This window comes from Kitasatospora sp. NPDC088783 (assembly GCF_044750705.1).
Classification (GTDB): Bacteria; Actinomycetota; Actinomycetes; order Streptomycetales; family Streptomycetaceae; genus Kitasatospora; species Kitasatospora fiedleri.
Genome location: NZ_JBIVKJ010000003.1, coordinates 318008 through 340650, shown reverse-complemented (window position 1 = coordinate 340650; position 22643 = coordinate 318008). Strand labels below are relative to the sequence as shown.

At 72.9% G+C, this 22643-nt stretch carries 26 protein-coding genes and 1 pseudogene; 12 read left to right on the top strand and 15 right to left on the bottom strand.

Annotated features, from left to right (window positions below; translation table 11 throughout):
• Positions 1-19: 19 nt before the first annotated feature.
• Positions 20-832 (bottom strand): dihydropteroate synthase, encoded by an 813-nt coding sequence (gene folP, locus ACIP60_RS10050; protein ID WP_199847111.1) that lies wholly within the window; start codon positions 830-832, stop codon positions 20-22.
• 183 nt (positions 833-1015) lie between these two features.
• Between folP and ACIP60_RS10045 the strand changes: the two genes are divergently transcribed.
• Positions 1016-1528, top strand: a complete 513-nt coding sequence (locus ACIP60_RS10045; RefSeq protein WP_400682046.1) for a DivIVA domain-containing protein — start codon at positions 1016-1018, stop codon at positions 1526-1528.
• Positions 1525-2094 (top strand): DNA-3-methyladenine glycosylase I, encoded by a 570-nt coding sequence (locus tag ACIP60_RS10040; protein ID WP_400682045.1) that lies wholly within the window; start codon positions 1525-1527, stop codon positions 2092-2094. The genes ACIP60_RS10045 and ACIP60_RS10040 overlap by 4 nt, the downstream gene beginning before the upstream one ends.
• A gap of 308 nt (positions 2095-2402) precedes the next feature.
• Here ACIP60_RS10040 and ACIP60_RS10035 read toward each other — a convergent pair whose 3' ends face one another.
• Positions 2403-3203 (bottom strand): enoyl-CoA hydratase-related protein, encoded by an 801-nt coding sequence (locus ACIP60_RS10035; protein ID WP_400682044.1) that lies wholly within the window; start codon positions 3201-3203, stop codon positions 2403-2405.
• Positions 3204-3493: 290 nt separating this feature from the next.
• On the opposite strand from ACIP60_RS10035, the gene ACIP60_RS10030 reads away from it, so the two are divergent.
• On the top strand, positions 3494-3661 hold the full coding sequence (locus ACIP60_RS10030; protein ID WP_014137929.1) for a DUF3117 domain-containing protein: 168 nt from the start codon (positions 3494-3496) through the stop codon (positions 3659-3661).
• 145 nt (positions 3662-3806) lie between these two features.
• Here the strand turns inward: ACIP60_RS10030 and ACIP60_RS10025 are convergent, their stop codons facing one another.
• Positions 3807-4481, bottom strand: a complete 675-nt coding sequence (locus tag ACIP60_RS10025; RefSeq protein ID WP_400682042.1) for an O-methyltransferase — start codon at positions 4479-4481, stop codon at positions 3807-3809.
• Positions 4482-4728: 247 nt separating this feature from the next.
• On the opposite strand from ACIP60_RS10025, the gene sigE reads away from it, so the two are divergent.
• From sigE to ACIP60_RS10005, 4 genes are all read left to right on the top strand, one after another.
• Entirely contained in the window at positions 4729-5436 is a 708-nt protein-coding gene (gene sigE / locus ACIP60_RS10020) for an RNA polymerase sigma factor SigE (protein ID WP_111554281.1), read from the top strand.
• Positions 5433-6308, top strand: coding sequence for an anti-sigma factor family protein (locus ACIP60_RS10015; protein WP_400682041.1), 876 nt, complete (start codon positions 5433-5435; stop codon positions 6306-6308). The genes sigE and ACIP60_RS10015 overlap by 4 nt, the downstream gene beginning before the upstream one ends.
• A gap of 134 nt (positions 6309-6442) precedes the next feature.
• The gene (locus tag ACIP60_RS10010; RefSeq protein ID WP_400682040.1) at positions 6443-6862 is read left to right on the top strand and encodes a sec-independent translocase; all 420 of its coding nucleotides are present in this window, start codon (positions 6443-6445) and stop codon (positions 6860-6862) included.
• A 224-nt stretch (positions 6863-7086) separates the two neighbouring features.
• Entirely contained in the window at positions 7087-7734 is a 648-nt protein-coding gene (locus ACIP60_RS10005) for a hypothetical protein (protein ID WP_111554140.1), read from the top strand.
• On the opposite strand, the gene ACIP60_RS10000 is transcribed toward ACIP60_RS10005, so the two are convergent.
• On the bottom strand, positions 7659-7976 hold the full coding sequence (locus ACIP60_RS10000; RefSeq protein WP_400682037.1) for a hypothetical protein: 318 nt from the start codon (positions 7974-7976) through the stop codon (positions 7659-7661). The genes ACIP60_RS10005 and ACIP60_RS10000 overlap by 76 nt on opposite strands.
• Positions 7977-8020: 44 nt before the next feature.
• Between ACIP60_RS10000 and ACIP60_RS09995 the strand changes: the two genes are divergently transcribed.
• From ACIP60_RS09995 to ACIP60_RS09985, 3 genes are all read left to right on the top strand, one after another.
• Positions 8021-8860: an integrase gene (locus tag ACIP60_RS09995; protein WP_400682035.1), complete on the top strand. Its 840-nt coding sequence runs from the start codon at positions 8021-8023 to the stop codon at positions 8858-8860.
• A gap of 601 nt (positions 8861-9461) precedes the next feature.
• Complete coding sequence (locus tag ACIP60_RS09990) at positions 9462-10601, top strand: toll/interleukin-1 receptor domain-containing protein (RefSeq protein ID WP_400682033.1); 1140 nt, start codon at positions 9462-9464, stop codon at positions 10599-10601.
• A gap of 221 nt (positions 10602-10822) precedes the next feature.
• Positions 10823-11317, top strand: a complete 495-nt coding sequence (locus tag ACIP60_RS09985; protein ID WP_400682031.1) for a hypothetical protein — start codon at positions 10823-10825, stop codon at positions 11315-11317.
• On the opposite strand, the gene ACIP60_RS09980 is transcribed toward ACIP60_RS09985, so the two are convergent.
• The 6 genes and pseudogenes from ACIP60_RS09980 to ACIP60_RS09955 form a co-directional block, all read right to left on the bottom strand.
• Positions 11275-11853: a transposase gene (locus ACIP60_RS09980; protein WP_400682664.1), complete on the bottom strand. Its 579-nt coding sequence runs from the start codon at positions 11851-11853 to the stop codon at positions 11275-11277. The genes ACIP60_RS09985 and ACIP60_RS09980 overlap by 43 nt on opposite strands.
• 51 nt (positions 11854-11904) lie before the next feature.
• Positions 11905-12051 (bottom strand): annotated as a pseudogene (locus tag ACIP60_RS09975) (helix-turn-helix domain-containing protein); the annotation flags it as partial.
• Between the two features lie 224 nt (positions 12052-12275).
• The gene (locus tag ACIP60_RS09970; protein ID WP_400682030.1) at positions 12276-13436 is read right to left on the bottom strand and encodes an Mrp/NBP35 family ATP-binding protein; all 1161 of its coding nucleotides are present in this window, start codon (positions 13434-13436) and stop codon (positions 12276-12278) included.
• A gap of 56 nt (positions 13437-13492) precedes the next feature.
• Complete coding sequence (locus ACIP60_RS09965) at positions 13493-14062, bottom strand: DUF1003 domain-containing protein (protein ID WP_400682662.1); 570 nt, start codon at positions 14060-14062, stop codon at positions 13493-13495.
• A gap of 76 nt (positions 14063-14138) precedes the next feature.
• Positions 14139-15446 (bottom strand): magnesium transporter MgtE N-terminal domain-containing protein, encoded by a 1308-nt coding sequence (locus tag ACIP60_RS09960; protein ID WP_400682029.1) that lies wholly within the window; start codon positions 15444-15446, stop codon positions 14139-14141.
• 140 nt (positions 15447-15586) lie between these two features.
• Complete coding sequence (locus tag ACIP60_RS09955) at positions 15587-16120, bottom strand: hypothetical protein (RefSeq protein WP_400682027.1); 534 nt, start codon at positions 16118-16120, stop codon at positions 15587-15589.
• Between the two features lie 118 nt (positions 16121-16238).
• Between ACIP60_RS09955 and ACIP60_RS09950 the strand changes: the two genes are divergently transcribed.
• Positions 16239-17159, top strand: a complete 921-nt coding sequence (locus tag ACIP60_RS09950; RefSeq protein WP_400682024.1) for a DMT family transporter — start codon at positions 16239-16241, stop codon at positions 17157-17159.
• Positions 17160-17184: 25 nt separating this feature from the next.
• Here the strand turns inward: ACIP60_RS09950 and ACIP60_RS09945 are convergent, their stop codons facing one another.
• On the bottom strand, positions 17185-18300 hold the full coding sequence (locus ACIP60_RS09945; RefSeq protein WP_100836470.1) for a magnesium and cobalt transport protein CorA: 1116 nt from the start codon (positions 18298-18300) through the stop codon (positions 17185-17187).
• Between the two features lie 434 nt (positions 18301-18734).
• On the opposite strand from ACIP60_RS09945, the gene ACIP60_RS09940 reads away from it, so the two are divergent.
• Positions 18735-19379, top strand: a complete 645-nt coding sequence (locus ACIP60_RS09940; protein ID WP_282202478.1) for a suppressor of fused domain protein — start codon at positions 18735-18737, stop codon at positions 19377-19379.
• Between the two features lie 30 nt (positions 19380-19409).
• Here ACIP60_RS09940 and ACIP60_RS09935 read toward each other — a convergent pair whose 3' ends face one another.
• The 4 genes from ACIP60_RS09935 to ACIP60_RS09920 all read right to left on the bottom strand — a co-directional run bounded on the left by ACIP60_RS09935 (position 19410) and on the right by ACIP60_RS09920 (position 22597).
• Positions 19410-20258 carry a PHP domain-containing protein gene (locus tag ACIP60_RS09935; protein ID WP_400682022.1) on the bottom strand — a complete coding sequence of 283 codons (849 nt, stop codon included), beginning with the start codon at positions 20256-20258 and terminating at the stop codon, positions 19410-19412.
• 23 nt (positions 20259-20281) lie between these two features.
• Positions 20282-20920 carry a DUF6758 family protein gene (locus tag ACIP60_RS09930; protein ID WP_100836468.1) on the bottom strand — a complete coding sequence of 213 codons (639 nt, stop codon included), beginning with the start codon at positions 20918-20920 and terminating at the stop codon, positions 20282-20284.
• Positions 20921-21169: 249 nt separating this feature from the next.
• Positions 21170-21313: a hypothetical protein gene (locus ACIP60_RS09925; RefSeq protein WP_199528104.1), complete on the bottom strand. Its 144-nt coding sequence runs from the start codon at positions 21311-21313 to the stop codon at positions 21170-21172.
• A gap of 441 nt (positions 21314-21754) precedes the next feature.
• Positions 21755-22597: an alpha/beta fold hydrolase gene (locus ACIP60_RS09920; protein ID WP_400682020.1), complete on the bottom strand. Its 843-nt coding sequence runs from the start codon at positions 22595-22597 to the stop codon at positions 21755-21757.
• Between the last annotated feature and the right edge of the window lie 46 nt (positions 22598-22643).

Genomic DNA, 22643 nt, shown 5'->3' with positions numbered 1-22643 from the left:
CGCGCGGGACGACGGGCCGTCAGGCCAGCCCCCGGCGGGCCACCGCCGGGGGGCGGGTGCCGCGGATCGAGGCCACCATGTCCAGCACCTGCCGGGTCTCGGCGACCTGGTGCACCCGGTAGACCCGCGCGCCCAGCCAGGCCGAGACCGCCGTGGTGGCCAGGGTGCCGAGCAGGCGCTCGTCCACCGGCTTGTCCAGGGTCTCGCCGACGAAGTCCTTGTTCGAGAGCGAGACCAGCACCGGGAAGCCGGTCGCGGTCATCTCCGGCAGGCGGCGGGTCGCCTCCAGCGAGTGCCGGGTGTTCTTCCCGAAGTCGTGCCCCGGGTCGATGATCAACCCGTCGCGGCGCACGCCCAGTTCGAGCGCCCGCTCGGCCAGGCCGACGGTCACCGCCAGGATGTCCGCCATCACGTCCTCGTACCCCACCCGGTGCGGGCGGGTGCGCGGCTCGGCGCCGCCCGCGTGCGTGCACACCAGGCCCGCGCCGTACCGGGCCGCGACCTCGGCGAGCTTCGGGTCGAAGCCGCCCCAGGCGTCGTTCAGCAGGTCCGCGCCGACCTCGCAGACCGCCTCGCCGACCTCGTGCCGCCAGGTGTCCACGCTGATCACCGCGTCCGGGTGGCGCTTGCGCAGCTCCGCCACGAACGGCACCGTGCGGCGCAACTCCTCCTCCACGGTGACCTCCTCGCCCGGACCGGCCTTCACCCCGCCGATGTCCAGGATCGCGGCGCCCTCGGCCACCGCCCGGTCCGCGGCCGCGAAGGCCGCCTCGTCGGCGAAGGTCGCCCCCCGGTCGAAGAACGAGTCCGGGGTGCGGTTCACGATCGCCATGACGACCAGCTCGTCCGGGCCGAACTCCCGTGTGCCGAGGCGTAGTGCCACCGGTGTCTCCTCCTCAGCGCTCCCGGGTGCAATGATGGGCCCCGGCCTGTACCGGGACCATGATCCCACCGTAGCCCTCGCGGGCGGGCCGAAGCCGACCGGGAACTGCCGGGAACTGACGGAGGACAGCTCGTGTTCGTGGTGATCGTGATCGCGATGGCCCTGGTGGTCGGCGGCGCCGCAGTGGTGGCGCTGGGCGGCGGCGGAACACTGCCGGAGGCCGAGCACGACCGGCTCACGGTGCGCCTCCCGCAGGACCGCGCGCTCAGCCGCACCGACGTCGACGAGCTCCGCCTCCCGATGGCGCTGCGCGGCTACCGGATGGACGAGGTCGACGACGTGCTCGACCGCCTCGGCGCGGAACTCGCCCTCCGGGACGCCCGGATCGCCGAACTGGAGGCCGTCGGCGTGGTCCGCGGCTCGGTGGCGGCGGCCGAGGGCGCGGCGGGTGCGGCGGGCGCGGCCGGGGAGCCGCTGCCGGGGCTGGAGGCGTTCACCACCGTCCTGGAGAAGGAGCCGCAGGGCCCGGCGGTCGGCGAGGTGACCGAGGCCGCCGAGGCCGGCGAGACCGGCGCGCAGGGCACCGACGTGGTCGCGGACGAGGACGCCGCCACCGCCGCCGAGCACAAGGGCGACCGCGCGTGACGGGTGCGGTCCTCGGGGCCGACGGGCTGCGGCGCTGCGGCTGGGGCGACTCGGCCGAGGACTACCGGGTCTACCACGACACCGAGTGGGGCCGCCCGGTCCACGGCGACCGGGCCCTGTTCGAACGGATCTCGCTGGAGGCGTTCCAGTCCGGGCTGTCCTGGATCACCATCCTGCGCCGCCGGGAGGGCTTCCGGGCGGCCTTCCGCGGCTTCGACCCCGCGGCGGTCGCCGAGTTCGGCGACGCGGACGTCGAACGGCTGCTGGCCGACACCGGGATCATCCGCAACCGGGCCAAGATCCTGGCCACCATCGCCAACGCGCAGGCCGCCCGGACGCTGGCCGACGGCGAACTCGACGCCCTGATCTGGAGCCACGCCCCGGACGGCGACCGCCCCGCCCCGCCGACCCTGGCCGACGTACCGGCCGTGACGCCGGAGTCCACGGCACTGGCGAAGTCCCTCAAGCGGGCCGGCTTCCGCTTCGTGGGCCCGACCACCGCGTACGCGCTGATGCAGGCGTGCGGCCTGGTCAACGACCACCTCGCGGACTGCCACGCCCGCTAGCCCCTCCACCCCGGAGCCGCTCGGGCAGCCCCGCCCCGCCGTGAGCGGATCTCACCGGGGGTGTCGTTCCTCTTCGCGCGGTTCCTCGCGCCCCTGGCGGGTTGGGGGGTGTGGGTGGGAGTGCGGTTTCCGGCTCCGCCGGGCAGGCAGGGGGTGGAGCGTTTGGGCCGCTCGGGCGGCTACGGCCTGCCGTGAGCGGATCTCACCGGGGGTGTCGTTCCTCTTCGCGCGGTTTCCCGCGCCCCTGGCGGGGCGCGGGGGTCGTGCGGGGGCTGCTCTCTTGGTTCTGCGGGGCCCCGCGGGGGCGGTCAGCGGCCGACGAAGGCGGGCTTCTCCTTGGCGAGGAAGGCGTCGACGGCGATGCGGTGGTCCTCGCTCTCGCCCGCGAGGGTCTGGAGTTCGTCCTCCTTGTCGAGCAACTCGTCCAGGGAGTGGGAGGCGCCGTAGGCCAGGGACGCCTTGATCGCGCCGTAGGCGACCGTCGGGCCGTTGGCCAGGGCGAGGGCGAACTCGTGTGCGGCGGCGGCGAGTTCGGCGGCGGGCAGGACGCGGGTGGCGAGTCCGAGGGCGAGCGCCTCCTCGGCGCGGACGGTGCGCGGCAGCATCAGCAGCTCGGTGGCCCGGGCGTGGCCGACCAGCCGGGGGAGGGTCCAGGAGGCGCCGGAGTCGGCGGTGAGGGCGACGCCGGCGAAGGAGGTGTTGAAGCCCGCGGTGTCGGCGAGCAGCCGGAAGTCGCAGGCGAAGGCGAGCGAGGCCCCGGCGCCGGCGGCGATGCCGTTGACCGCGGCGACGGTGGGCTTGCGCATCCCGGCCAGGGCCCGGACCAGCGGGTTGTAGTGCTCGGCGACGGTGCGCAGCGCGCCCTCGCCGGTCTCGCGCTGGCGCTGGAGCAGTCCGACGTGCTCCTTGAGGTCCTGGCCGACGCAGAACGCCTTGTCGCCGGCGCCGGTGAGCAGCACGGCCCGGACCCCGGGGTCGGCCGCGGCGGTGGTGACGGCGTCCCGGAGGGCGACCTTGGTGGGGACGTCGAGGGCGTTCATGGCGGCGGCGCGGTCGATGGTGAGGACGGCGAGGGCGCCGTCGCGCTCGTAGCGCACGGTGTCGGACATGGTGAGGGCTCCCGGGTCGCGGTGGCTGTCGTGGGCCAGCATGCCGGAGCGCGGGCGGGCGGGGGAGTGTGAGGTGGCGCACCCCCGGCGGGCGTGTCGGACTGCGCGGGGATGCGGCTTTCGGCAGGTTATCGGGGCTTTTCGGCTGGTTGGAGGAGTTTGACGCAGAGAGTGATGTTGGTCATCCAGCCGTCGCATGCGGGATAATGGCTTCCGATCAATGCGTTCGATACCGGCGGTGGACGGACTGTCCGGTGCGTACCTGAACGGTTGCAGGAAGGGGAACGAGCATGGCGGCCATGAAGCCGCGGACGGGTGACGGCCCGCTGGAGGTCACCAAAGAGGGGCGGGGCATCATCATGCGAGTTCCGCTCGAAGGAGGCGGGCGCCTGGTGGTGGAGCTGACGCCCGACGAGGCGGACGCTCTGGGCGAGGCCCTCAAGAAGGCCTGCGGCTGATCTGCAGGTGGTGACCCCGCATCTCCCCGGGCGATCGGCGAGGTGCTCGACGGGCCCGGCTCCCCGCTGCGGGGGGCCGGGCCCGTTCCGCACCGCCCCGGGCCCTGCCGCCCCGGACCGGTGCGGAAGGGCCGTCCCGGGCCGGTCAGCGCTTGACGGCGCAGAGCAGCCCGTCGGAGACCGGAAGCAGGGCGGGCAGCAGGATCTCGCTCTCCCGGATGTCGGCGACCAGGTCGCGCACGGCGCGGGTCTGCGGGTCGTCGAGTTCGGGCTCGGCCAGCCGGCCCTCCTGGAAGACGCCCTCGAAGCAGACCACGCCGCGCGGCCGCAGCAGCCGCACCGCCTCGGTCAGGTGCAGCCGGGAGTCGGCCGGGTCGCCGTCGCAGAAGACCAGGTCGTACTGGCCGTCGGCGAGCCGGGGCAGCACGTCCCGGGCCCGGCCGGGGATGCAGCGGACCCGGTTGCCGGCGAACCCGGCGGCCCGGTACGCCTCGCGGGCGTACTGCTGGCGCACCGGTTCGGAGTCGACGGTGGTGAGCACCCCGTCCGTGCGCATGCCGCGCAGCAGGTAGACGCCGGAGACGCCGGTGCCGGTGCCGACCTCGACCACCGCCTTGGCGTCGAGGGCGGCGGCGAGCAGCCGGAGCGCGGCGCCGCCGCTGGGGCCGATCGCGCGTATGCCGGTGCGGGCCGACTGGGCCCGGGCGTAGGTCAGCACCGCGTCCTCGCCGACGTAGGTGTCGGCGAGGGCCGCTCGCTGGGGCCCGAACTCGGTGATGGCTGCCTCTTCCGGAGCGCCGGTGCCGACCCAAGTCGACAAATTCCAGCGACAGACTACTGGCCGCCCGGGAACCGCGTTCGACGGCTGGCCGTTGGACTGCTACGGGCGGCCCGACCGCCCGGGGCGGTCGCTGTTCGACGGCTCTTATCCGGGCTTGACGGGTGAGGTGGATATGGTGGTGGCTCTGCTGGGCAGAAGAGCCGACCGAGGAGGTGTGGCCGAGGGCGACGTCCCTGTGCAGCGGCACTCCCGCGGCCTCACGTCGATCCGCACGCCGAAGCCCGTGATGAACCAGTCTGTGCACTCCCCCCTGGACAAGTCGACCGCAGCCGACGACACGGTGGCCGGGGCCGCCGGCACGCTCGCGTCCTTCGCGGAGGGGCCCGACGCGCAGAGCTGGACGCCGCCCAGCTGGGAGGAGATCGTCGAGGCGCACAGCGCCCGGGTCTACCGCCTGGCGTACCGGCTGACGGGCAACCAGCACGACGCCGAGGACCTCACCCAGGAGGTCTTCGTCCGGGTCTTCCGCTCGCTCTCCACCTACACCCCCGGCACCTTCGAGGGCTGGCTGCACCGGATCACCACCAACCTGTTCCTGGACATGGTGCGCCGCCGCCAGCGGATCCGCTTCGACGCCCTCGGCGAGGACGCGGCGGAGCGCCTGGCCAGCCGCGAGCCCAGCCCCGCCCAGCACTTCAGCGACACCCACTTCGACGCGGACGTCCAGCAGGCGCTGGACACCCTCGCTCCGGAGTTCCGCGCCGCCGTGGTGCTCTGCGACATCGAGGGCCTCTCCTACGAGGAGATCGCCGCCACCCTCGGGGTGAAGCTCGGCACCGTCCGCAGCCGGATCCACCGCGGCCGCTCGCACCTGCGGGCTGCCCTCAAGCACCGGGCGCCGAACGCCGCCGCGGGCCGTTCGCGCCGGGGCGGCTCCGCCGAGCCCGTGCCGGTCGGCGCCGAGCAGGCCGTCAGCGACCGGAGGGGGTCATGAGCGATCGCGCCCCCGAGCGCGCGGACGCCACCGGCCGCTCGCGCTGGGCGCCGCTGCGCCGCGCCGAGCAGCCGGCCCCGCCCGGTCCCGAGCCGCGCCCGTCGGCGGTCCGCCCGGTCGAACCGGCCGCCGAGGAGCACCACCTGGGCGAGCGGCTGTCCGGTTACCTGGACGGCGAGCTGGGCCACGACGCCCGCGAGCGGGTCCAGGCCCACCTGGCGACCTGCCCGGACTGCCTGGCCGAGGCCGAGCAGGCCCGGTCGGTCAAGCGCGCGCTGAGCGAAGCCGGCACGCCCGGCCCGTCGGCCGCCCTGATGGCCCGGCTGATGGCCGTCGCCGCGCTGCCCGAGGAGCAGGACGGTCCGGACGGGCCGCCCGGCGGCACCGGCGGCTCCGGTTCCGGCGGCGTGTTCGGCGGCAGCCGGCTCACCGGCGGCTCCTTCGGCCGCGGCGCGGGCTTCGGCGGCGGCGCGCTCGGCGCGGACGCCCCGATACCCGGCATCGACCCGCGGGCCGGCCTGTTCGGCACCCGCCCGTCCGCCCTGCCGGGCCGCGAGCCGGACGCCGACCTGCGCCCGCTGGCCGCCGGACTCGGCGAACTCCCGGTCTCCCGCCCGGCCGCCCGCGGCCGTCGGCTGGTGTTCGCCGCCGCCGGGGCGTTCTCGGTCGCCGCCGTCACCCTCGGCGGGGTCGGCAGCGTCACCGCCGGCCAGAGCCCCGGCCGCCAGCCCACTAGCGTCACCCCGGTCGGCGGGGCGGTCGTCCCGGTCAACGCCCAGCAGCCGGTGGACGTGCAGGAGTACCCGCTGCGCGCCCGCTACCAGCTCAGCACGCCCGCGCCCACCGGTGACCCGAGGCAACTCCTGCGCTAGCCTGCCTTCACCGGCACGCCGTCGACGCCGGTCACCCGGGTGGTCTTTACCACGGTTTCATCCGCCGGGGGCCGGGGGAACGGCCGCCCGCGTTTACCCTTGTGATTCAGCGATGTCGGGTGCTGGGAGTTCAGGTGTTCGGAGACATAGGCGGACTGGAGGTCGTGACGGTCATCGTCATGGCCATCGTGATCTTCGGCCCGGACAAGCTCCCCAAGCTGATCCAGGACACGATGGGCTTCATCCGCAAGGTCCGCTCCTTCGCGGACAGCGCGAAGGAGGACATCCGCAGCGAACTCGGGCCGGAGTTCCAGAACTTCGACTTCGAGGACCTCAACCCGAAGACCTTCGTCCGCAAGCAGCTGCTCGGCGACGGCGACGACCCGCTGGGCCTCAAGGACCTCAAGGACAGCGTCGACCTCAAGTCCGCGCTGAACGGCGACCCCACCCCGACGCCCACCGCCTCGGTCGACTTCGCCAAGAGCGCCACCGCCGGCGCCGGTCCGGCCCTGGCGGTCGGGGAGCGCCCCCCGTTCGACCCCGACGCGACCTGACGCCGCCCGCGCCCGGCCGCCCCCTCCGGCCCTTCCGACGCCCCGTCCCACTCCGGTAGGACGGGGCATCGCCGTCCGCGCCGCTATCGTGTCCACTGCCCCTCCCGGACGGCGGACCTGTGGGTTCCGTCACGCCTGGCCGTGTCCGGCCCGGTTCTTCCGGCCGGAAGGGCCCGGGTGCGCGACCATGGAGCGCCCGGGGAGCACAGCTGAGGAGGCCCGCAGTGGACGTCACGCACCGTACGGGGAGCATCGCCGCCGCCCGCCGCGCCATCGACCCGCTGGCCGGCTACCGCGCCGCCGACTTCCCCTGGTACGGCCTGGACGAGGGCTGGACCGGCCGCCGCTGGCTCGGCCAGGTCGGCACCGGCCAGCGCGGCGCCGAGCCGGGCACCCCCGACTACGGCACCCTCGGCCACGGCGACGAGCCCGCCCGCGGCCCCGAACCGCGCGACACCCGCCGCTTCGCGGTGGTCGTCACCGTCGCCCGCCGCGAGGTCCGCCGCAGCGCCGACAACACCGGCACCCTGGAGGCCACCTCCGCCTCCTCCGCCGCCTGGCTGGCCGGCTCCGGCCTGCTCACCGCCACCTGGCCCGGCAACCTCGACCGCACCCTGCGGCAGAACTGGCTCGACCAGCAGTCCGCCCTCGCCTGGGACCTGGCCGACGACCTCGACGGCCCCGCCTGGTCCTCGCTCACCCTCCCGGTCAACGGCCTCCCGCAGCCCTTCCGCTACCGCGAGTCCGAACACGGCTGGGTCCTGGCGGGCGAGGCCCCCGGCGTGCTGATCGGCGCCTACGGCCGCTCGGTGTCCGCGTACGGCGTCGGCTTCACCGCCGTCGCCGACCTGGGGACGTACGACGGCAAGTAGGCCCCGGCCGGCCCCGCGGAGCAGCGGGAGGAGCCGTCGTCCTGCCGGCTGATCCGGCCGCCCCGGCACTCCGGCACCGGGGCCCGGTGGCTCCCGGGGAGCGGCAGCGTGACGACGAGCACCGCGATCGAGCCGCAGCGGCTGCCGGACCGGGTGGCGAGCACCCCGGCCACCGGCACCAGCAGCAGGCCCAGGGCCGACAGCGCCGTCGGGCGCCCCGTCTCGCCGCCGTCCGTCCACACCCTGTGGACAGTCCCGCCCGCCCGACCGGTTCCGGAGCCCCACCGTGCAGATATCCTTCGCCACCGCCCCCGGTCACCCCGGCCGGCCGAACGAGGACCTCGTCCTGGCCGGCCCCGACACCGTCCTGGTCCTCGACGGCGCGGGCCTCCCCGACGGCACCGCGACCGGCTGCGCGCACGGCGTGCCCTGGTTCGTCCGCACCCTCGGCACCGAACTGCTCCACCGCGCCCTGGACGGCACCCGGCCCCTGGCGGACTGCCTGGCCGACGCGCTCGCCGCCACCGCCCGGCACCACGGCCCCGCCTGCGACCTCGCCCACCCCATGACACCCACCGCCGCCGTCGCCCTGCTGCGCCGCACCGAGGACCGCGCACAGTGGCTGGTGCTCGCCGACTCCACCGTCCTGCTCGACCTCCCCGACGGCCTGCGCGCCGTCTCCGACCACCGCGTCGGCGAGGTGACCGACCGTCAACTCCGCGACCTCGCGCACCGCCTGGAGGGCCTCCCCGCCGCCGACCGCCGCACCCTCCTCGCCGACGCCCAGCGCCAGGCCATGAACACCCCCGACGGCTACTGGGTGGCCGGCCCCGACCCCGCCGCCGCCCACCACGCCCTCACCGGCACCGCCCCCTGGCCCGACCTCCGCTCCGCCGCCCTCCTCACCGACGGCGCCGCCCGCCCCGTCGACGACTTCGCCACCACCGACTGGCCCACCCTCCTCACCCTCCTCCAGGACACCGGCCCCCAGTCCCTCATCGACCACACCCGCACCCTCGAACACACCGACCCCCACCACACCCGCTGGCCCCGCACCAAGACCCACGACGACGCCACCGCCGCCCTCCTCCGCCCGCACCAGACCAAGGAGACAGCCAGCCAATAGACCAGTACGAAAGCCACGTCGGCGCGGCCAGGCAACTGCTGACCGAATCCCACCGCCGCCGCAACGGCCACTTCACCCCCGAACAGGCCGCCGCCTTCGCCCAGGTAGAAGCCCTCCTCGCCATCGCCGCCGCCATCCGCACCCACCCCACCACCCCCGCCGCCCACGCCGCCGCCATCACCGCGACCCCGCCCACCCATCCCCTGCAGTGACCGCCCTCGTGCGCCGACACACGCCGGTCGGACCGCCCCACCTCCGCCAACTCCCCGAGCTTGCTTCGGCCACACGAGGCCGAACTGACGGCCGCGGTCAACGACCTGACATCGCACCCTGCCCGCACCCGGATCGCCAGCACCAGACCGGAGGCCGTGGCCCTGACCGTGACAGCAAGGACGTCCCTGCCAGGGCCGGGCTACGCACCGAGCACGAGCGGGGCCACTCGGCCACATTGCAACCAGGCCTCTAACCTCCGATCGAATCGCAAAAGTTTGCGATCCTCCCCGATCATGCTCGATTCCAGAGCGGACGGGATAGTGGCCCAAAACGCTCCGCTGTCCACAAGTTGCCGCGTGGGGGACTTGGCAAGCCTATGCTGCGCGGCATGGCTGATACGGGATCCGCAGGTTTCTGGTCTTACACTCACCGCGACGACGAACTTGTCGAGGGGAGGATTCTCAGGCTGGCCAAGAAAATCGGCAATGCGTTCGAGCTGATCACGGGGAAGGAATTGGAGGTCTTTGTTGACAGCACGGAGATATCCTGGGGCGACTCTTGGCGCGAGCGCATCGATAAGGCGCTACTCAACGGGACATTCCTGATCCCGATCGTCACTCCGAAATTTTTTCTCAGCCAGGAATGCCGTAAGGAAGTCCTGACCTTTTCTGGCCACGCTGCAAGTCTCGGCCTGGACGATCTTCTCCTACCAATTTACTACGTCGATGTTCCCGCTCTGAATGAGGATCCGTCTGCCGATGAGGTCATGGCGATCATTGCGAAAAGACAGTGGGTTGATTGGAGGCATCTGCGCCTAGAGGACGAGGGATCCCAGAGGTATCGATCTGCGATCAACGAAATGGCCCTTCGCCTGAAGGGGATCGTAGAGTCGGTCAGCCCGTCTCCTATCCTCACCGCGCTAGAATCCGGTAGCGCAGAGGAGTCCTCGGAGGATGAGCCGGGTTTCCTTGACGTGATGGCCAGGGCCGAGGAAGTAATGCCCAGGTGGTCGGAGACGCTCAACGAGATTTCGGAAGTCACCACCGATATCGGATCACATGCGCAGTGGGCATCCGATGCCATGGCGGAATCGGATCGGCGCGGTCGCGGCTTCGCCGGTCGTCTCGCGGTGGTCCGGCAGATGAAGCAGCGACTCGAAACTCCTGTCATCAGGTACGCGAGCCTGAGTTCCAAGTACGCTTCCGAGCTGGTTGCTATCGACCCCGCGTTCATTGCGGTGATCCGCCAGGTGGCAGACGGTGGCTTGGCGGAAAGTGACTTGAGCGCGGCTCGCGAGTTCTTCGGCGTGATCAAGGGGCTGGTCGAGTCGAGTCGGCAGGTCTACCCTATGCTCGAAGAGTTCTCGGACAGTGTGAAGGTGCCGGCGCAGCAGAGTTCGGACCTGCGGCCGCTGATGAAAAAACTGGGTTCGTCCATTCAGCAGGTCATCGATGGCCGAACCATCATTGAGGAATGGGGCCGACTGATTGACGAGACCGGTCTCATCGATGACGCCGACGGACAGTAGTTTTTTCACTTTCGGTGGTTGCTCTCAGTTTTTAGCCGGTGGTCAGCAGGCCGCCCGCAGGGGTGCACAGTGATCATGCAGGTCAGACCGGAGCCCTGACGCCTTTTCGACTAAAGATTTTTGCTCAGAGTTACTGAATTTGAATGGGTGATGTCGGGGAGCAGCGAGTGTGGTGGTGCCCGGGGCTCCTCCGCGGGTGGCTGCTGCGTCAAGATGGGCGCATGACCGAGAGCGAAGTGGATCTGCTGGCGTTGCTGCGCAAGCTCGATGATCCGGAGTGGCTGGAGTGGCCGCAGCACTACGACCGTGGCGAGACATCAGTTCATTTCGGTGCTCTGGTGGCTCGGCTTGAAGACGACTTCGCAGCCCCCTGCACGGCCGAGCAGGACACCCAGGACTCCAGCGAGTACGGACGCGTCGTCGTGCCCGGGGACGCAACCGTCTGCGGAACCCGGATCGTCGTCTGCGTGAGCAAGTTCGGCTCACTGGCTCTGGTCTGCGCCGACAACCCGGGGGCCTTCCTCGGAACGGAGGAAGCCCAGACCGAGGGCGAGTTGGACAGCGCGGACCTCGCCAAGGCCAACCGGGCGCTGGTCGAACTCGGCTATGTCGTGGTTGCAGAGGAACTGCTGGAGAGCAACTACGACGGGCCGAGTCGACTGCCCTCGCACGTTCAGCGGCCCACCTGGTGGGCTCGCTTCTTCGGCTTCTTCTGACGGTCCACCGGCAGGGTCAGACAGGTGCCCCTCAGGCAGCCGTCGATGACCTCCGGCCGGTACTGGAGCATCTTGAGCTTGCGCTTCACTGCACGGGTGGCCCGGCCGAGGTCAGCGGCGGCCAGGTTGCCGATGTCGCGCTTGACCAGGGACCAGATGCCTTCCTGCGGATTGAGGTCCGGGGCGTAGATCGGTAGCTGGAACACGGTGAGCCAGTCGGTGTTGGCCTCGATGAACTCCTGCAGTGGCGCGATCAGGTGCGCACGCAGGTTGTCCCACACGAGCACGATCGGACTGTCGAGCTGTATATGGGCGCGGATGACTAGATCGCGGTAGCCCTTCCAGTCGAAGCCCTTCGCTTCTTCCTTACGAGCCCGGTACTCGTGGATCGCGTAGATCAGCCGAGACCGTTCACCTGGTTGTAGCAGGTCATGCCCTCGGCCAGACCTCCCGCTTCCACAGCTCCACCGCTGGTCGGTCCACCCGTGTGCCAGCGGACCGCGCTCCAACTCCCGTTCCCGCCTCGCCATCTGCATCTCGGACAACCGAGGACGACCAGGTGACCCCTTAGAGGCCACCCCGGCGTGACCGCCCTCGCACCACTGACGCCGCCAACGTTCCACCGACCGCTCCGAGACCCGCAACGTGGCAACGATTTCCCGATTCTTCTCGCCAGCCTCGAAGCAAGCCACGGCCGGGCACCGGACCCGCGCGGCCCTCTCAGCGTCGGTCAAACAGCCGCCCTACGGATATCTCACCGCCCCAGGACTACCGGAGCCACCTGCGCGGTGTCCGGCGAACAGCCCGACATCACCCAATCAATTTCAGCAGCGGCCCCGAGACGCGAGTCCTGGGGCCGGCTGCGCCGTATGAGATCAACCGATGCCGACCGACGACGGCAAACGGGCTGGCCAGCGGGTCGGGGAAGTGTCCCGCCGCTGGCCAGCCCGTTGCTTGATCAGAACTTGTTCCTCGGGGTCAGCCCCAGCGAGAGGCCCGAGAGGCCGCGCTGGCGGCCGGAGAGTTTGCCGGCGATGGTGCGGAGGGCGGAGCCGGCGGGGGAGTCGGGGTCGGTGAGGACGACCGGGCGGCCGTCGTCGCCGCCCTCGCGGAGGCGGACGTCGATGGGGATGGAGCCGAGGACGGGGACGGTGGCGCCGACGGTGCGGGTGAGGGCGTCGGCCACGGTCTGGCCGCCGCCGGTGCCGAAGACGTCGATCATCTCGTCGCAGTGCGGGCAGGGCATGCCGGACATGTTCTCGATGACGCCGACGATCTTCTGGTGGGTCTGGAGGGCGATGGTGCCGGCCCGTTCGGCGACCTCGGCGGCGGCCATCTGGGGGGTGGTGACGATCAGGATCTCGGCGTTCGGGACGAGCTGGGCGACCGAGATGGCGATGTCGCCGGTGCCGGGGGGCAGGTCGAGCAGGAGGACGTCGAGGTCGCCCCAGTAGACGTCGGCGAGGAACTGCTGGAGGGCGCGGTGCAGCATCGGGCCGCGCCACACCACGGGGGCGTTGCCCGGGGTGAACATGCCGATCGAGATGACCTTCACGCCGTTCGCCGACGGCGGCATGATCATGTCCTGGACCTGGGTCGGCCGGCCCTCGACGCCCAGCATCCGGGGCACGCTGTGGCCGTAGATGTCGGCGTCCACCACGGCGACCTTCAGCCCGTCCGCGGCCAGCGCCGCCGCCAGGTTGACCGTCACCGAGGACTTGCCGACGCCGCCCTTGCCGGAGGCCACCGCGTAGACCCGGGTCAGGGTGCCGGGCTTGGCGAACGGGATCTCCCGCTCCGGGGCGCCGCCGCGCAGCAGCTGGGAGAGCTCGCGGCGCTGCTCCTCGCTCATCACGTCGAGCTCGACGGTGACCGAGGAGACCCCCGGCACCGCGGAGACCGCGTCGGTGACCCGCTGGGTGATCGTCTCGCGCATCGGACAGCCGGAGACGGTGAGGTACACCGCGACCTTCACCGCGCCGCCGTCGCCGGTCTCGACGGACTTCACCATGCCGATCTCGGTGATCGGGCGGTTGATCTCCGGGTCGTGGACGCTCGCCAGGGCTTCCCGGACGGACTGCTCCGTCACCCCGGTCGCCACCTCTGTCTCGTTGGCCATGTGTTGATGGTACGGCGCGGCGCCCGGCCCCCGACTCGTCGGTAGCGTGCCGCCGGTCACAGCGTGTCGGCGGACTCCCGGCGCTCGTCGATCTCCTTGAGCAGCGCCTGCAGTTCGGAGCGGACGCCGCCCAGTTCGGAGCTGATGAAGGCGCGCGTGGCGACCTCGCCCAGGCCCTGGCGCAGCGCCGCGACCTCGCGGGTCAGGTACTCGGTGTCGGCGATGTTCCGGTCGCTGCGGGCCCGGTCCTGCTCCATGTTGACCCGGTCGCGGTCGTCCTGCCGGTTCTGCGCGAGCAGGATCAGCGGGGCCGCGTACGAGGCCTGGAGGGAGAGCATCAGGGTGAGGAAGATGAACGGGTAGTCGTCGAAGCGGACGGACACCGGGAGCAGGGTGTTCCACACCACCCAGGCGATGATCACCACCGTCATCCAGACGATGAACCGCCCGGTGCCCAGGAAGCGCGCGATCCGCTCGGAGAGCTTGCCGAACGCCTCCGGGTCCCAGGCCGGCAGGCGGATCAGCCCGGGCCGGCCGGTGCGCGGCTGGTCGAGCCGGGAGCGCGGCCCGCCGCCGCCCGTCGAGGGCCGCTCCTCGCGGCGGCCGCGCTGCTCGCGGGCCCGCAGTTCGCGCAGCTGGCGCAGTTCGCGCAGCTCGCCCTGGATCCGCTGGCCCGAGGTGCTGTCGCCCTGGCGCTTGCGGTCAGCGTCCACCGTGCACCTCGCTCGTCTCCGCGCCGGTGCCGCGCGCCGTGTCGATGCCGTGCGCCGTGCCCTCGCGCCAGTCCTCCGGCAGCAGGTGGTCCAGCACGTCGTCCACCGTGACGGCGCCCAGCAGCCGGTCCTCCTCGTCGACCACCGGCGCCGCCACCAGGTTGTACGTGGCCAGGTAGGAGGTGATCAGCGGCAGCGGGGTGTTCGGCGGCAGCGGGTCCAGGTCGTCGTCCACCATCGAGCCGACCAGCGTGTACGGGGGCTCGCGCAGCAGCCGCTGGAAGTGCACGGTGCCCAGGTACGTCCCGGTCGGCGTCTCGTTCGGCGGGCGGCACACGTACACCTGGGCGGCTAGCGCCGGCTTGGTGTCCGAGATCCGCACCCGGGCCAGCGCCTCGGCCACCGAGGCGTCCGGTTCCAGCACGATCGGCTCGGTGGTCATCAGCCCGCCCGCGGTGTCCTCCTCGTACGAGAGCAGCCGGCGCATCTCCTCCGCCTCGGCGGGCTCCATCAGCCGCAGCAGGCGCTCGGCGTCCGCCTCGGGCAGTTCGGAGAGCAGGTCGGCGGCGTCGTCCGGGTCCATGGTCTCCAGGATGTCGGCGGCGCGCTCCTCCTTGAGCTTGCCGATGATCTCCACCTGGTCGTCCTCCGGCAGCTCCTCCAGGACGTCGGCCAGCCGGTCGTCGTCGAGGGCGGCGGCCACCTCGGCCCGGCGCTTCGCCGACAGGTGGTGCATGACGTTCGCCAGGTCCGCCGGGCGGAGCTGCTCGAAGGTGGCCAGCAGGTTGGCCGCGCCCTGGCCCTCCTCGGTCAGCGAGAAGCCGGTCACGGCCGACCAGTCGAGCAGCAGCTGCTCGCCCTTCGCCTTCCGCAGCCGTCCGGCCGGCCGGCCCGCCTGGACGAACACCTTGTCGATCTCCCACTCGCGCAGCCGGGTCTGCACCATCGCCACGTCCAGGACGGTCACCTCGTCGGTGGTCTTGGTCCTGGTCACGGTGCGGTCGAGCAGCTCGGCCAGCACCAGCGTCTCGGACGGCCGCTGCTCGAACCGGCGCATGTTCAGCAGTCCGGTGGAGAGCACCTGTCCCGACTCCAGGCTGGTCACCCTGGTCATCGGCAGGAAGATCCGCCGCCGCCCGATCACCTCCACCACCAGCCCCAGCACCCGGGGCGGCCGCCCGCCCAGCCGCAACGAGACCACCACGTCCCGGACCCGCCCCACCTGGTCCCCGTTCGGGTCGAACACCGCGACACCGGAGAGGTGGGAGATGAACACCCGGCTGCCAGGCCCCGCCATACGAGACTCCCTCCGGGGAAGCGGACACAACCCCCCAAATCTAGCCGGGCGGGGGAGGGGAGGCCGTCAGACGCGAGCGGGAGGGAGCGAAACCGGACGGGCGGCGGGCGGAAGGACCGGGCGGCGGGGTCGGGCGGGCGTCAGCGCCCGCGCCGCTTGAGGAGCAGCTTGGGCAGCCCCGCCGGGACCGGCCGCCGGGTGGTCGCGGCGGTGGGCAGCGGCGCGGCGGCGAGGTCGTCGTCGGGGAGCGGGGCGAGCGGCGCGTCGACCGGGGCGAGGCGCAGGACGTGGCACTCGCGGGCCCAGCGCTCGCCGATGGTGTCGGTGTCGGGGGCGTTCAGGCGCTTGCCCTTGAGCTCCTCGACGGCGCCGTCCCAGGCGGGGGTGCCGGGGTCGAGGCGGGTGACGGTGGCGGTCAGGGCGACCAGGCGGCCCCACTTGTCCTTGCTGCGCAGCGTGATCGCGGCGGAGGTGACGGCGGCGAGCCCGTGCAGGGGCTGTTCGGAACCGTCGCCGACCACGACGACCGCGCCGTCGTGCCAGGCGTGCCAGAGCGGGCGGGCGTGCGACTGTCCGGCGGGCCGGACCCAGAGCAGTCCGGACTTCTTGGCGGCTTCCTCCACCAGGGCCCGGTCGAGGAAGTCCGTCGGGCTCGCGGTCGTCGTACGCTCCATGCCGCACAGCGTACGGCCTGGGCCCGCGGCGGCCGGTCCATCCCCCGGACGACAGTGCCGTCACCGCCGGACAGCCCTTACCGTAGAGGCCGTCCACCCCGTCGCCCGAAGGAGCGCCGTGACCGCCGTCAGCACCACCGCCCCCGCCGCACCCCCGGCGCCGGGAGAGCGGCGGCACCTGCCGCGCACCGACCTGCTGCTGCTGGCGGTGTCGATCGCGGGCATCTCGCTCTCCGCGCCGCTGATCAGCGCGACGGCCGCGCCCGCGCTGGCCATCGCGTTCTGGCGCAACGGCATGTCGGTGGCGGTGCTGGGCCCGTACGCGCTGTGGCGGCACCGGGCCGAGCTGCGCGGGATCCCGCGGCGGGCGCTGCTGCTGGCGACGGCGGCGGGCGTGCTGCTGGCGCTGCACTTCGCGCTGTGGATGCCGAGCCTGCGGATGACCTCGGTCGCGTCGTCCACGGCGCTGGTGACCACCACCCCGCTGTGGACGATCCTGCTGATGCGGCTGTCCGGGGTGCGGGCGCCGCGGCTGGTCTGGCTGGGCGCGGGCGTCGCGTTCGCGGGCGTGCTGGTGCTGACCGGCGTCGACCTGACGGTCTCGGCCCGGGCCCTGCTGGGCGACGGCCTGGCGCTGGCGGCGGGCGCGGCGGCGGCCGGGTACATGCTGCTGGGCGCGGAGGTGCGGCGGACCGTCTCGACCACCGCGTACACCCTGGTCTGCTACGCGACCTGCGCGCTCGCGCTGCTGGCGGCCTGCCTGCTGACCGGCACCCGGCTGGGCGGCTGGCCGGCCGGCGCGTGGTGGCAGATCTTCCTGCTGATGGTGACGGCGCAGCTGCTCGGCCACTCGCTGAGCAACCGGGTGGTGCGCACCCTGGGCCCGTCGATCACCTCGACGGCGATCCTGCTGGAGACCCCGGGCGCGGCGCTGATCGCCGCGGTCTGGCTGGGCCAGTGGCCGCCGGTCGCCGCCTACCCGGCGGTGGGGCTGATCCTGCTGGGCCTGGTGCTGGTGGCCCGGGCGGAGCGCCGCTGACGCCCCGCCCGGCCGCCCGCCGCCGTCACAGCCAGCCGTTGCGGCGGAAGCCCCGGTACATGCCGACGCAGATCACCACGATCGCGCCGAGCACGGTCGGGTAGCCGTAGGTCGACTTGAGCTCCGGCATGTGCTCGAAGTTCATCCCGTACACACCGGTGATCATGGTGGGGACGGCGAAGATCGCGGCCCAGGCGGTGATCTTGCGCATGTCCTCGTTCTGGGCGACCGAGACCTGCGCCAGGTTGGCCTGGAGCAGCGAGTTGAGCAGCTCGTCGAAGCCGTGCACCTGCTCGCTGACCCGGGCCAGGTGGTCGGCGACGTCCCGGAAGTACTTCTGCATCTCCGGGTCGACCAGCCGCGCGGTGGGCTCGGCGAGCTGGAGCATCGGCCGCAGCAGCGGGGTGACGGCGCGCTTGAACTCCAGCACCTCGCGCTTGAGCTGGTACACCCGGCCGACGTCGGCGCCGCGCCCGCCCTTGTTGGCGAACACGTCGAACTCGATCTCGTCGACGTCGTTCTGCAGCCGGTCGGCGACCAGCAGGTAGTTGTCCACCACGTGGTCGGCGATGGCGTGCAGCACCGCGGCCGGGCCCTTGGCGAGCAGGCCGGTGCCCTCGTCGTCGGCCTCCAGGCGGTGCCGCAGGGTGCGCAGCGAGGAGTGCGCGCCGTGCCGGACGGTGATCACGAAGTCCTGGCCGGCGAAGACCATCAGCTCGCCGGTCTCGACCACCTCGCTGGTCGGGGTGAGCTGCTCGTGCTCGACGTAGCGGACGGTCTTGAACACCGCGAACAGCATGCCGTCGTACCGCTCGACCTTGGGGCGCTGGTGCGCGTGCACCGCGTCCTCCACGGCCAGCGGGTGCAGGCCGAAGCGCTGCGCGATGCCCTCGAACTCGGCCTCGGTCGGCTCGTGCAGGCCGATCCAGCTGAACGAGCCGGGGCCCATCTGCTGCGCGGCCTTCACCTGCCGGGCGGCCTCGCGCGGGCTGCACGTCTCGGTGGCCCGCTTGCCCTGGTGGTAGACGGCGCAGTCCACCACGGCGGACGGGGTGTCGCCGGGCTTCGACTCGAACGAGTCGCCGACCCGGCGGCGGGCTGGACGGACGACGGCGGCGCGCAGGTTGTGCATCATCGACATGGCACGGGCTCCCTAGGGCCGGACCGGCGCGCCCCGGGACGTACCGGGGGAACGCGACGGCGGAAAACACCGGTGGACACGCCGGGGCTGAAGAAGTGTCAGAAAGCCGTTCGCTGGGCGGGTTTCGTCGGATCAGGCCCGGGGAAGGTGCTCTCTCGGCCGCGCGCGACGCTGCGGGGACCTGGTCAGCCGCGGGGGCGGCGGGCCGGGGTGGGCCGGAGAGAGCTGCCGGTACTGCATGGTCGACTGCTGTCCACCGTGACCACCTCCTCCACGCCGGGGCCCGCGCGGGGGCCTTCGCGGCCCCGGTTCGCGTTCACGAGGCCGACCGCTCACACTAACAGCTCTTCCCGGAGCCGCGCCCGGCATTCGCCGTCCCCCGGGTAAAGGTCGCGCCAAGGTTCCCGACGGCGCGCCCGCGCTAAGGTCGCCGCATGGCGCACGACTTCCCGCACTTCGGCGACTTCTCGCAACCGGACGGCCACGCCGGCCCGACCCGGCAGACCGTCCTCACCCTGGTCGAGGCCCGGCTGACCGGCACCTTCGGCGAGCCCACCGGCCGGGCCGCCGTCACCTTCGTCGGCGCGGACCGGATCGAGGTGCTGCGGTTCGGCCCCGACCCGGACGGCCTGGTCCGGTACGCGACGCTCGGCATGGCCGCCGCCCCGATGGCCGACCCGACCGCCCCCGTCGCCGACCCGGTGCGCGGCCCGCGCGCCGAACTGGTGCTCACCGTGCGCGGCGGCCGCGACGAGGCGCACCGGGCGCTCGCGGTCTTCGCCGCCAGCCCGCAGGTCGAGGGCCTGGTGGTGGCCCCCGGCGGCTCGCTCGACCTGGGCTCCCCGCTGTGGACCGGCGCCCCGTTCACCTCGGTGCTGGCCGCCGAACCCGGCGGCCTGGTCGAGGACCTCGAACTCCCCGCCCCGGCCGACCCGGTCCGCTTCCTCCCGCTGCTGCCGATGACCCCCAACGAGGCCGCCTTCAAACGCGTCCAGGGCGCCGAAGCACTCCAGGACCGCTGGCTCAAGCACGGCACCGACCTGCGCGACCCGAACCGCCGCGGCGTCCCGCTGGACTGACGGCCGGCGGCGGACGACGGGCGGCGGGGGTCAGCCGGTGACCGGGGCCGCCCCCGTCGCCTGGGCGAGCAGTTCCTCGTACGCGGCCGGGTCCGTGGTGTGCTCGCCCAGGCGGACGGTCTTGCGGGTGCCGTGGTAGTCGCTGGAGCCGGTGGTGAAGAGGCCCAACTCGGCCGCCAGGGCGCGCAGTCGGGCCCGGGTCGGCTTGTTGTGGTCGACGTGGTCGACCTCCAGGCCGCCCAGGCCGGCCGCCGCCAGCCCGGCGATCACCGCGTCCGACACCGTCCGCCCGCGCTTGACCGCCCCCGGGTGCGCGAACACCGGCACCCCGCCCGCCGCCCGCACCAGCCGGACCGCCGCCACCGGGTCGGTCTCGTGCTTGCGGACGTCCGCCCGCCCGCCGTTGGCCAGCCACTCGGGCGTGAACGCGTCCGAGACGCTCGCCACCACGCCCGCCTCCACCAGCGCCGAGGCGATGTGCGGACGGCCCACCGAGCCCTCGCCCGCGATCCGCTCCACCTGCTCCCAGCTGATCGGCGCGCCCAGCTCCCGGCAGCGCTCCACGATCGCCCGCCCGCGCCGGAACCGGTCGGTGCGCACCAGCTCCCGCTCGGCCGCGAAGGCCGGCTCCGCCGGGTCGAACAGGTACGCCAGCAGGTGCATGCTGATCCCGTCCACCTGGCAGGACAGCTCCGCGCCCGGCACCAGCACCAGCCCCGTCCCGGCCACCGCGGCCGCCGCCGCCCCGTACCCGGCCACCGTGTCGTGGTCGGTCAGCGCCACCACGTCCAGCCCGGCGGCCACCGCGTTGGCCACCAGCTCGGCGGGGGAGTCGGTGCCGTCCGAGGCATTGCTGTGGGCGTGCAGATCGATACGCATGCCGCCCAGGATAGGGACGGGTCCTAGCCCAGCAGGCGCGGGGTGAGAGCCCCGCAGGGCAGCAGGCCCAGTTCGGCGCCCGCGTCGCGCAGGTCGGTCAGCACCAGCTCGTCGTGCATCAGCAGCGCCGACTGCTCGGGCCAGGCGATCGCCCACAGCCACAGGCCGCGCGCCTCGCCGACGTACACCGCGCGGTCGTCCGGCGCGCCCGGGACGTGGAACATCGGGGTCGGGCGGCCCGCCGCCATCAGCTTGGCGTCGGCCGGCTTGTACAGCGCCACCGAATCGCCCGGGTCCGGCCCGTCCAGCCCGGCGTACCGGGCGCCCAGGCCGATGCCCGGCTCCTCGGCCACCAGCACCAGCTCGCCGAACCCGCCGAGCGGCGCCGGGCCGGAGCAGGCGACGGCGGTGGCCCGGGCGCCCGACAGGTCGTCCCCGGCGTGCGCGATCCCGGTGAACAGCCAGCCCACCGGCAGCGGCCAGGGCAGCCAGACGGGCACCTGCGAGCGGTTCACCGCGACGTTCAGCGCCTCGATGCTCGGGGGCAGCACCGGCTGCATCGGGTGCACGGCACCGTGCAGATCGCACTGCCAGGTGTCGGAGAAGAGGCCGGGGGCGCGGACCCGACCGGCGCACCTCGGGCAGCTTGGCTCGCCCCTCATAACCGACAACGGTCCTCCCTCCGGACAGCTGCGTCAAGGACGATCACCCGTAAGGAGTGCGTCACGAGCCGCCCCCGGCAACGGCCCGGGTCCGGCTCAGGTGATGTCCCGGGCGGGGCGCCGCCAAACCCCCGCAGGTCGCGGACCCCGAACAGACTGACGCCCCGTCATCCCAGGGGTCTCCTGCGGTGACGGGGCGTCAGCCGGGTATCGGAACGTCGGACGACTCGGAGGTCGGTCCGCGTCCGCTCACACGGCCTTGCACGGCCGGATGTACAGGCGTTCGCCGGTCTGTGCGGCGGCCTTCAGGTACTCGGAGACGGTCTCCGCGTCGGCGATCAGCCGATCGCTCTCCGTTCCCGCGTGATCCAGACGGAGGATCTCGAAACGCATGGGCCTCTCCCTTCCCGTCCTCGGGCTCCGAGGCGGACTCGGCCGACGGTCGGCCACCAGGCGGTGGCTCGTCGGCGTTGGCTGGGTCGGACGTCCGGCAGGTGCGGTCACCCGTCGCTCCCCCCACTCTCAAGCAGGACTCGATCAGCGGCACTTTCCCTTGCGGCACTGGAGGGAGGCTGCGATGCCTCGATGACTCATCGTGCCGCGACGCTGCTTCCCGGCGGTTGCCCGCCGGTAAATCCGTGGTTTCGGCAGCCGGAGGAGGGTGCGGCAGCCGGAGGGTGTTGATCCCGGACAAAATCAAATATTACCCGAGCTAACGATTCTTGTCGCGCGAAAACCGGGGCCGACTTCTGAGCGGCTGTCAGGAGGCCCGCCCGTGGCCCGGAACCGGCACGGAAGAACCGGCCGGTCAGCGCCCCGCCGCCGCGGCCCCGCTCAGGCGGACCAGAACGCGGCCAGCACCGCCGCCGTCTCGGCCGGCCGCTCCGCGTTCGGGGAGTGTCCCGCCCCGGCCACCGTCCTCCGCACCGCGCCCAGCCGCCGGGCCATCCGCGACTGCTCCTCGACCGGCCAGGCGTAGTCCCGCTCGCCGGACAGCACCAGCTTCGGCAGCGCCACCGCCGCCAGCTCGTCCACCCGGTCCGGCGCCGCGACCAGGTGCGCCGCCGCCGCCCGCAGCGCCTGCGGGCGGTTCGCCAGCCAGCGGCGGTGCAGGAAGTCCGCGATCTCCGGGTCCAGCGGCGGCACCCGCTCGCCCTCCAGCTGCCGCATCACCTGCCAGATCGACTCCAGGTCCATCGAGTCCAGCGCCGTCAGCAGCAGCCCGGTCCGGACCGCCTCCGCCGCGTCGATCGCCCCCGGCCCGGTCGACACCAGCGCCAACGACGCCCACGGCAGCTCCTCCGGCGCCGCCAGCACCGCCTCCCGGACCACCTGGCCCCCGAACGAGTGCCCCAGCAGGTGCACCGGCCCCTCCACCCCCAGCCCGGCCGTCACCGCCCGCACGTCCGCCCCCAGGGCCCGGACCGCGTACGCCGCCGGGTCGTCCGGGCCGCCGGACTCGTACTGGCCGCGCTGGTCCACCGCGACCGTCCGGAACCCCGCCTCCGCGAGCGGCTCCAGCAGCGCGATGAAGTCCTCCTTGCTGCCGGTGAACCCCGGCACCAGCACCGCCGTCCCCCGCACCGCCCCCGCCGGCTCGCCCCACAGCGCGGCCAACCCCGCCACCCGGACCGCCCGCACGCACGACGGCAACTTCAAGAACGGCGGCGTACTCATCCGCTGCGGCCCCTCATCTCCGGCTCACCCGACACCGGGCTCAGCC

What these genes read in the sequence shown, in the direction of transcription:
- folP (WP_199847111.1), bottom strand. Translation starts at nt 832, where the DNA reads ATGGCGATCGTGAACCGCACCCCGGACTCGTTCTTCGACCGGGGGGCG.
- ACIP60_RS10035 (WP_400682044.1), bottom strand. Translation starts at nt 3,203, where the DNA reads ATGTCCGACACCGTGCGCTACGAGCGCGACGGCGCCCTCGCCGTCCTC.
- ACIP60_RS10030 (WP_014137929.1), top strand. Translation starts at nt 3,494, where the DNA reads ATGGCGGCCATGAAGCCGCGGACGGGTGACGGCCCGCTGGAGGTCACC.
- sigE (WP_111554281.1), top strand. Translation starts at nt 4,729, where the DNA reads ATGAACCAGTCTGTGCACTCCCCCCTGGACAAGTCGACCGCAGCCGAC.
- ACIP60_RS10015 (WP_400682041.1), top strand. Translation starts at nt 5,433, where the DNA reads ATGAGCGATCGCGCCCCCGAGCGCGCGGACGCCACCGGCCGCTCGCGC.
- ACIP60_RS09990 (WP_400682033.1), top strand. Translation starts at nt 9,462, where the DNA reads ATGGCTGATACGGGATCCGCAGGTTTCTGGTCTTACACTCACCGCGAC.
- ACIP60_RS09985 (WP_400682031.1), top strand. Translation starts at nt 10,823, where the DNA reads ATGACCGAGAGCGAAGTGGATCTGCTGGCGTTGCTGCGCAAGCTCGAT.
- ACIP60_RS09980 (WP_400682664.1), bottom strand. Translation starts at nt 11,853, where the DNA reads ATGCAGATGGCGAGGCGGGAACGGGAGTTGGAGCGCGGTCCGCTGGCA.
- ACIP60_RS09970 (WP_400682030.1), bottom strand. Translation starts at nt 13,436, where the DNA reads ATGGCCAACGAGACAGAGGTGGCGACCGGGGTGACGGAGCAGTCCGTC.
- ACIP60_RS09960 (WP_400682029.1), bottom strand. Translation starts at nt 15,446, where the DNA reads ATGGCGGGGCCTGGCAGCCGGGTGTTCATCTCCCACCTCTCCGGTGTC.
- ACIP60_RS09955 (WP_400682027.1), bottom strand. Translation starts at nt 16,120, where the DNA reads ATGGAGCGTACGACGACCGCGAGCCCGACGGACTTCCTCGACCGGGCC.
- ACIP60_RS09945 (WP_100836470.1), bottom strand. Translation starts at nt 18,300, where the DNA reads ATGTCGATGATGCACAACCTGCGCGCCGCCGTCGTCCGTCCAGCCCGC.
- ACIP60_RS09940 (WP_282202478.1), top strand. Translation starts at nt 18,735, where the DNA reads ATGGCGCACGACTTCCCGCACTTCGGCGACTTCTCGCAACCGGACGGC.
- ACIP60_RS09935 (WP_400682022.1), bottom strand. Translation starts at nt 20,258, where the DNA reads ATGCGTATCGATCTGCACGCCCACAGCAATGCCTCGGACGGCACCGAC.
- ACIP60_RS09930 (WP_100836468.1), bottom strand. Translation starts at nt 20,920, where the DNA reads ATGAGGGGCGAGCCAAGCTGCCCGAGGTGCGCCGGTCGGGTCCGCGCC.
- ACIP60_RS09925 (WP_199528104.1), bottom strand. Translation starts at nt 21,313, where the DNA reads ATGCGTTTCGAGATCCTCCGTCTGGATCACGCGGGAACGGAGAGCGAT.
- ACIP60_RS09920 (WP_400682020.1), bottom strand. Translation starts at nt 22,597, where the DNA reads ATGAGTACGCCGCCGTTCTTGAAGTTGCCGTCGTGCGTGCGGGCGGTC.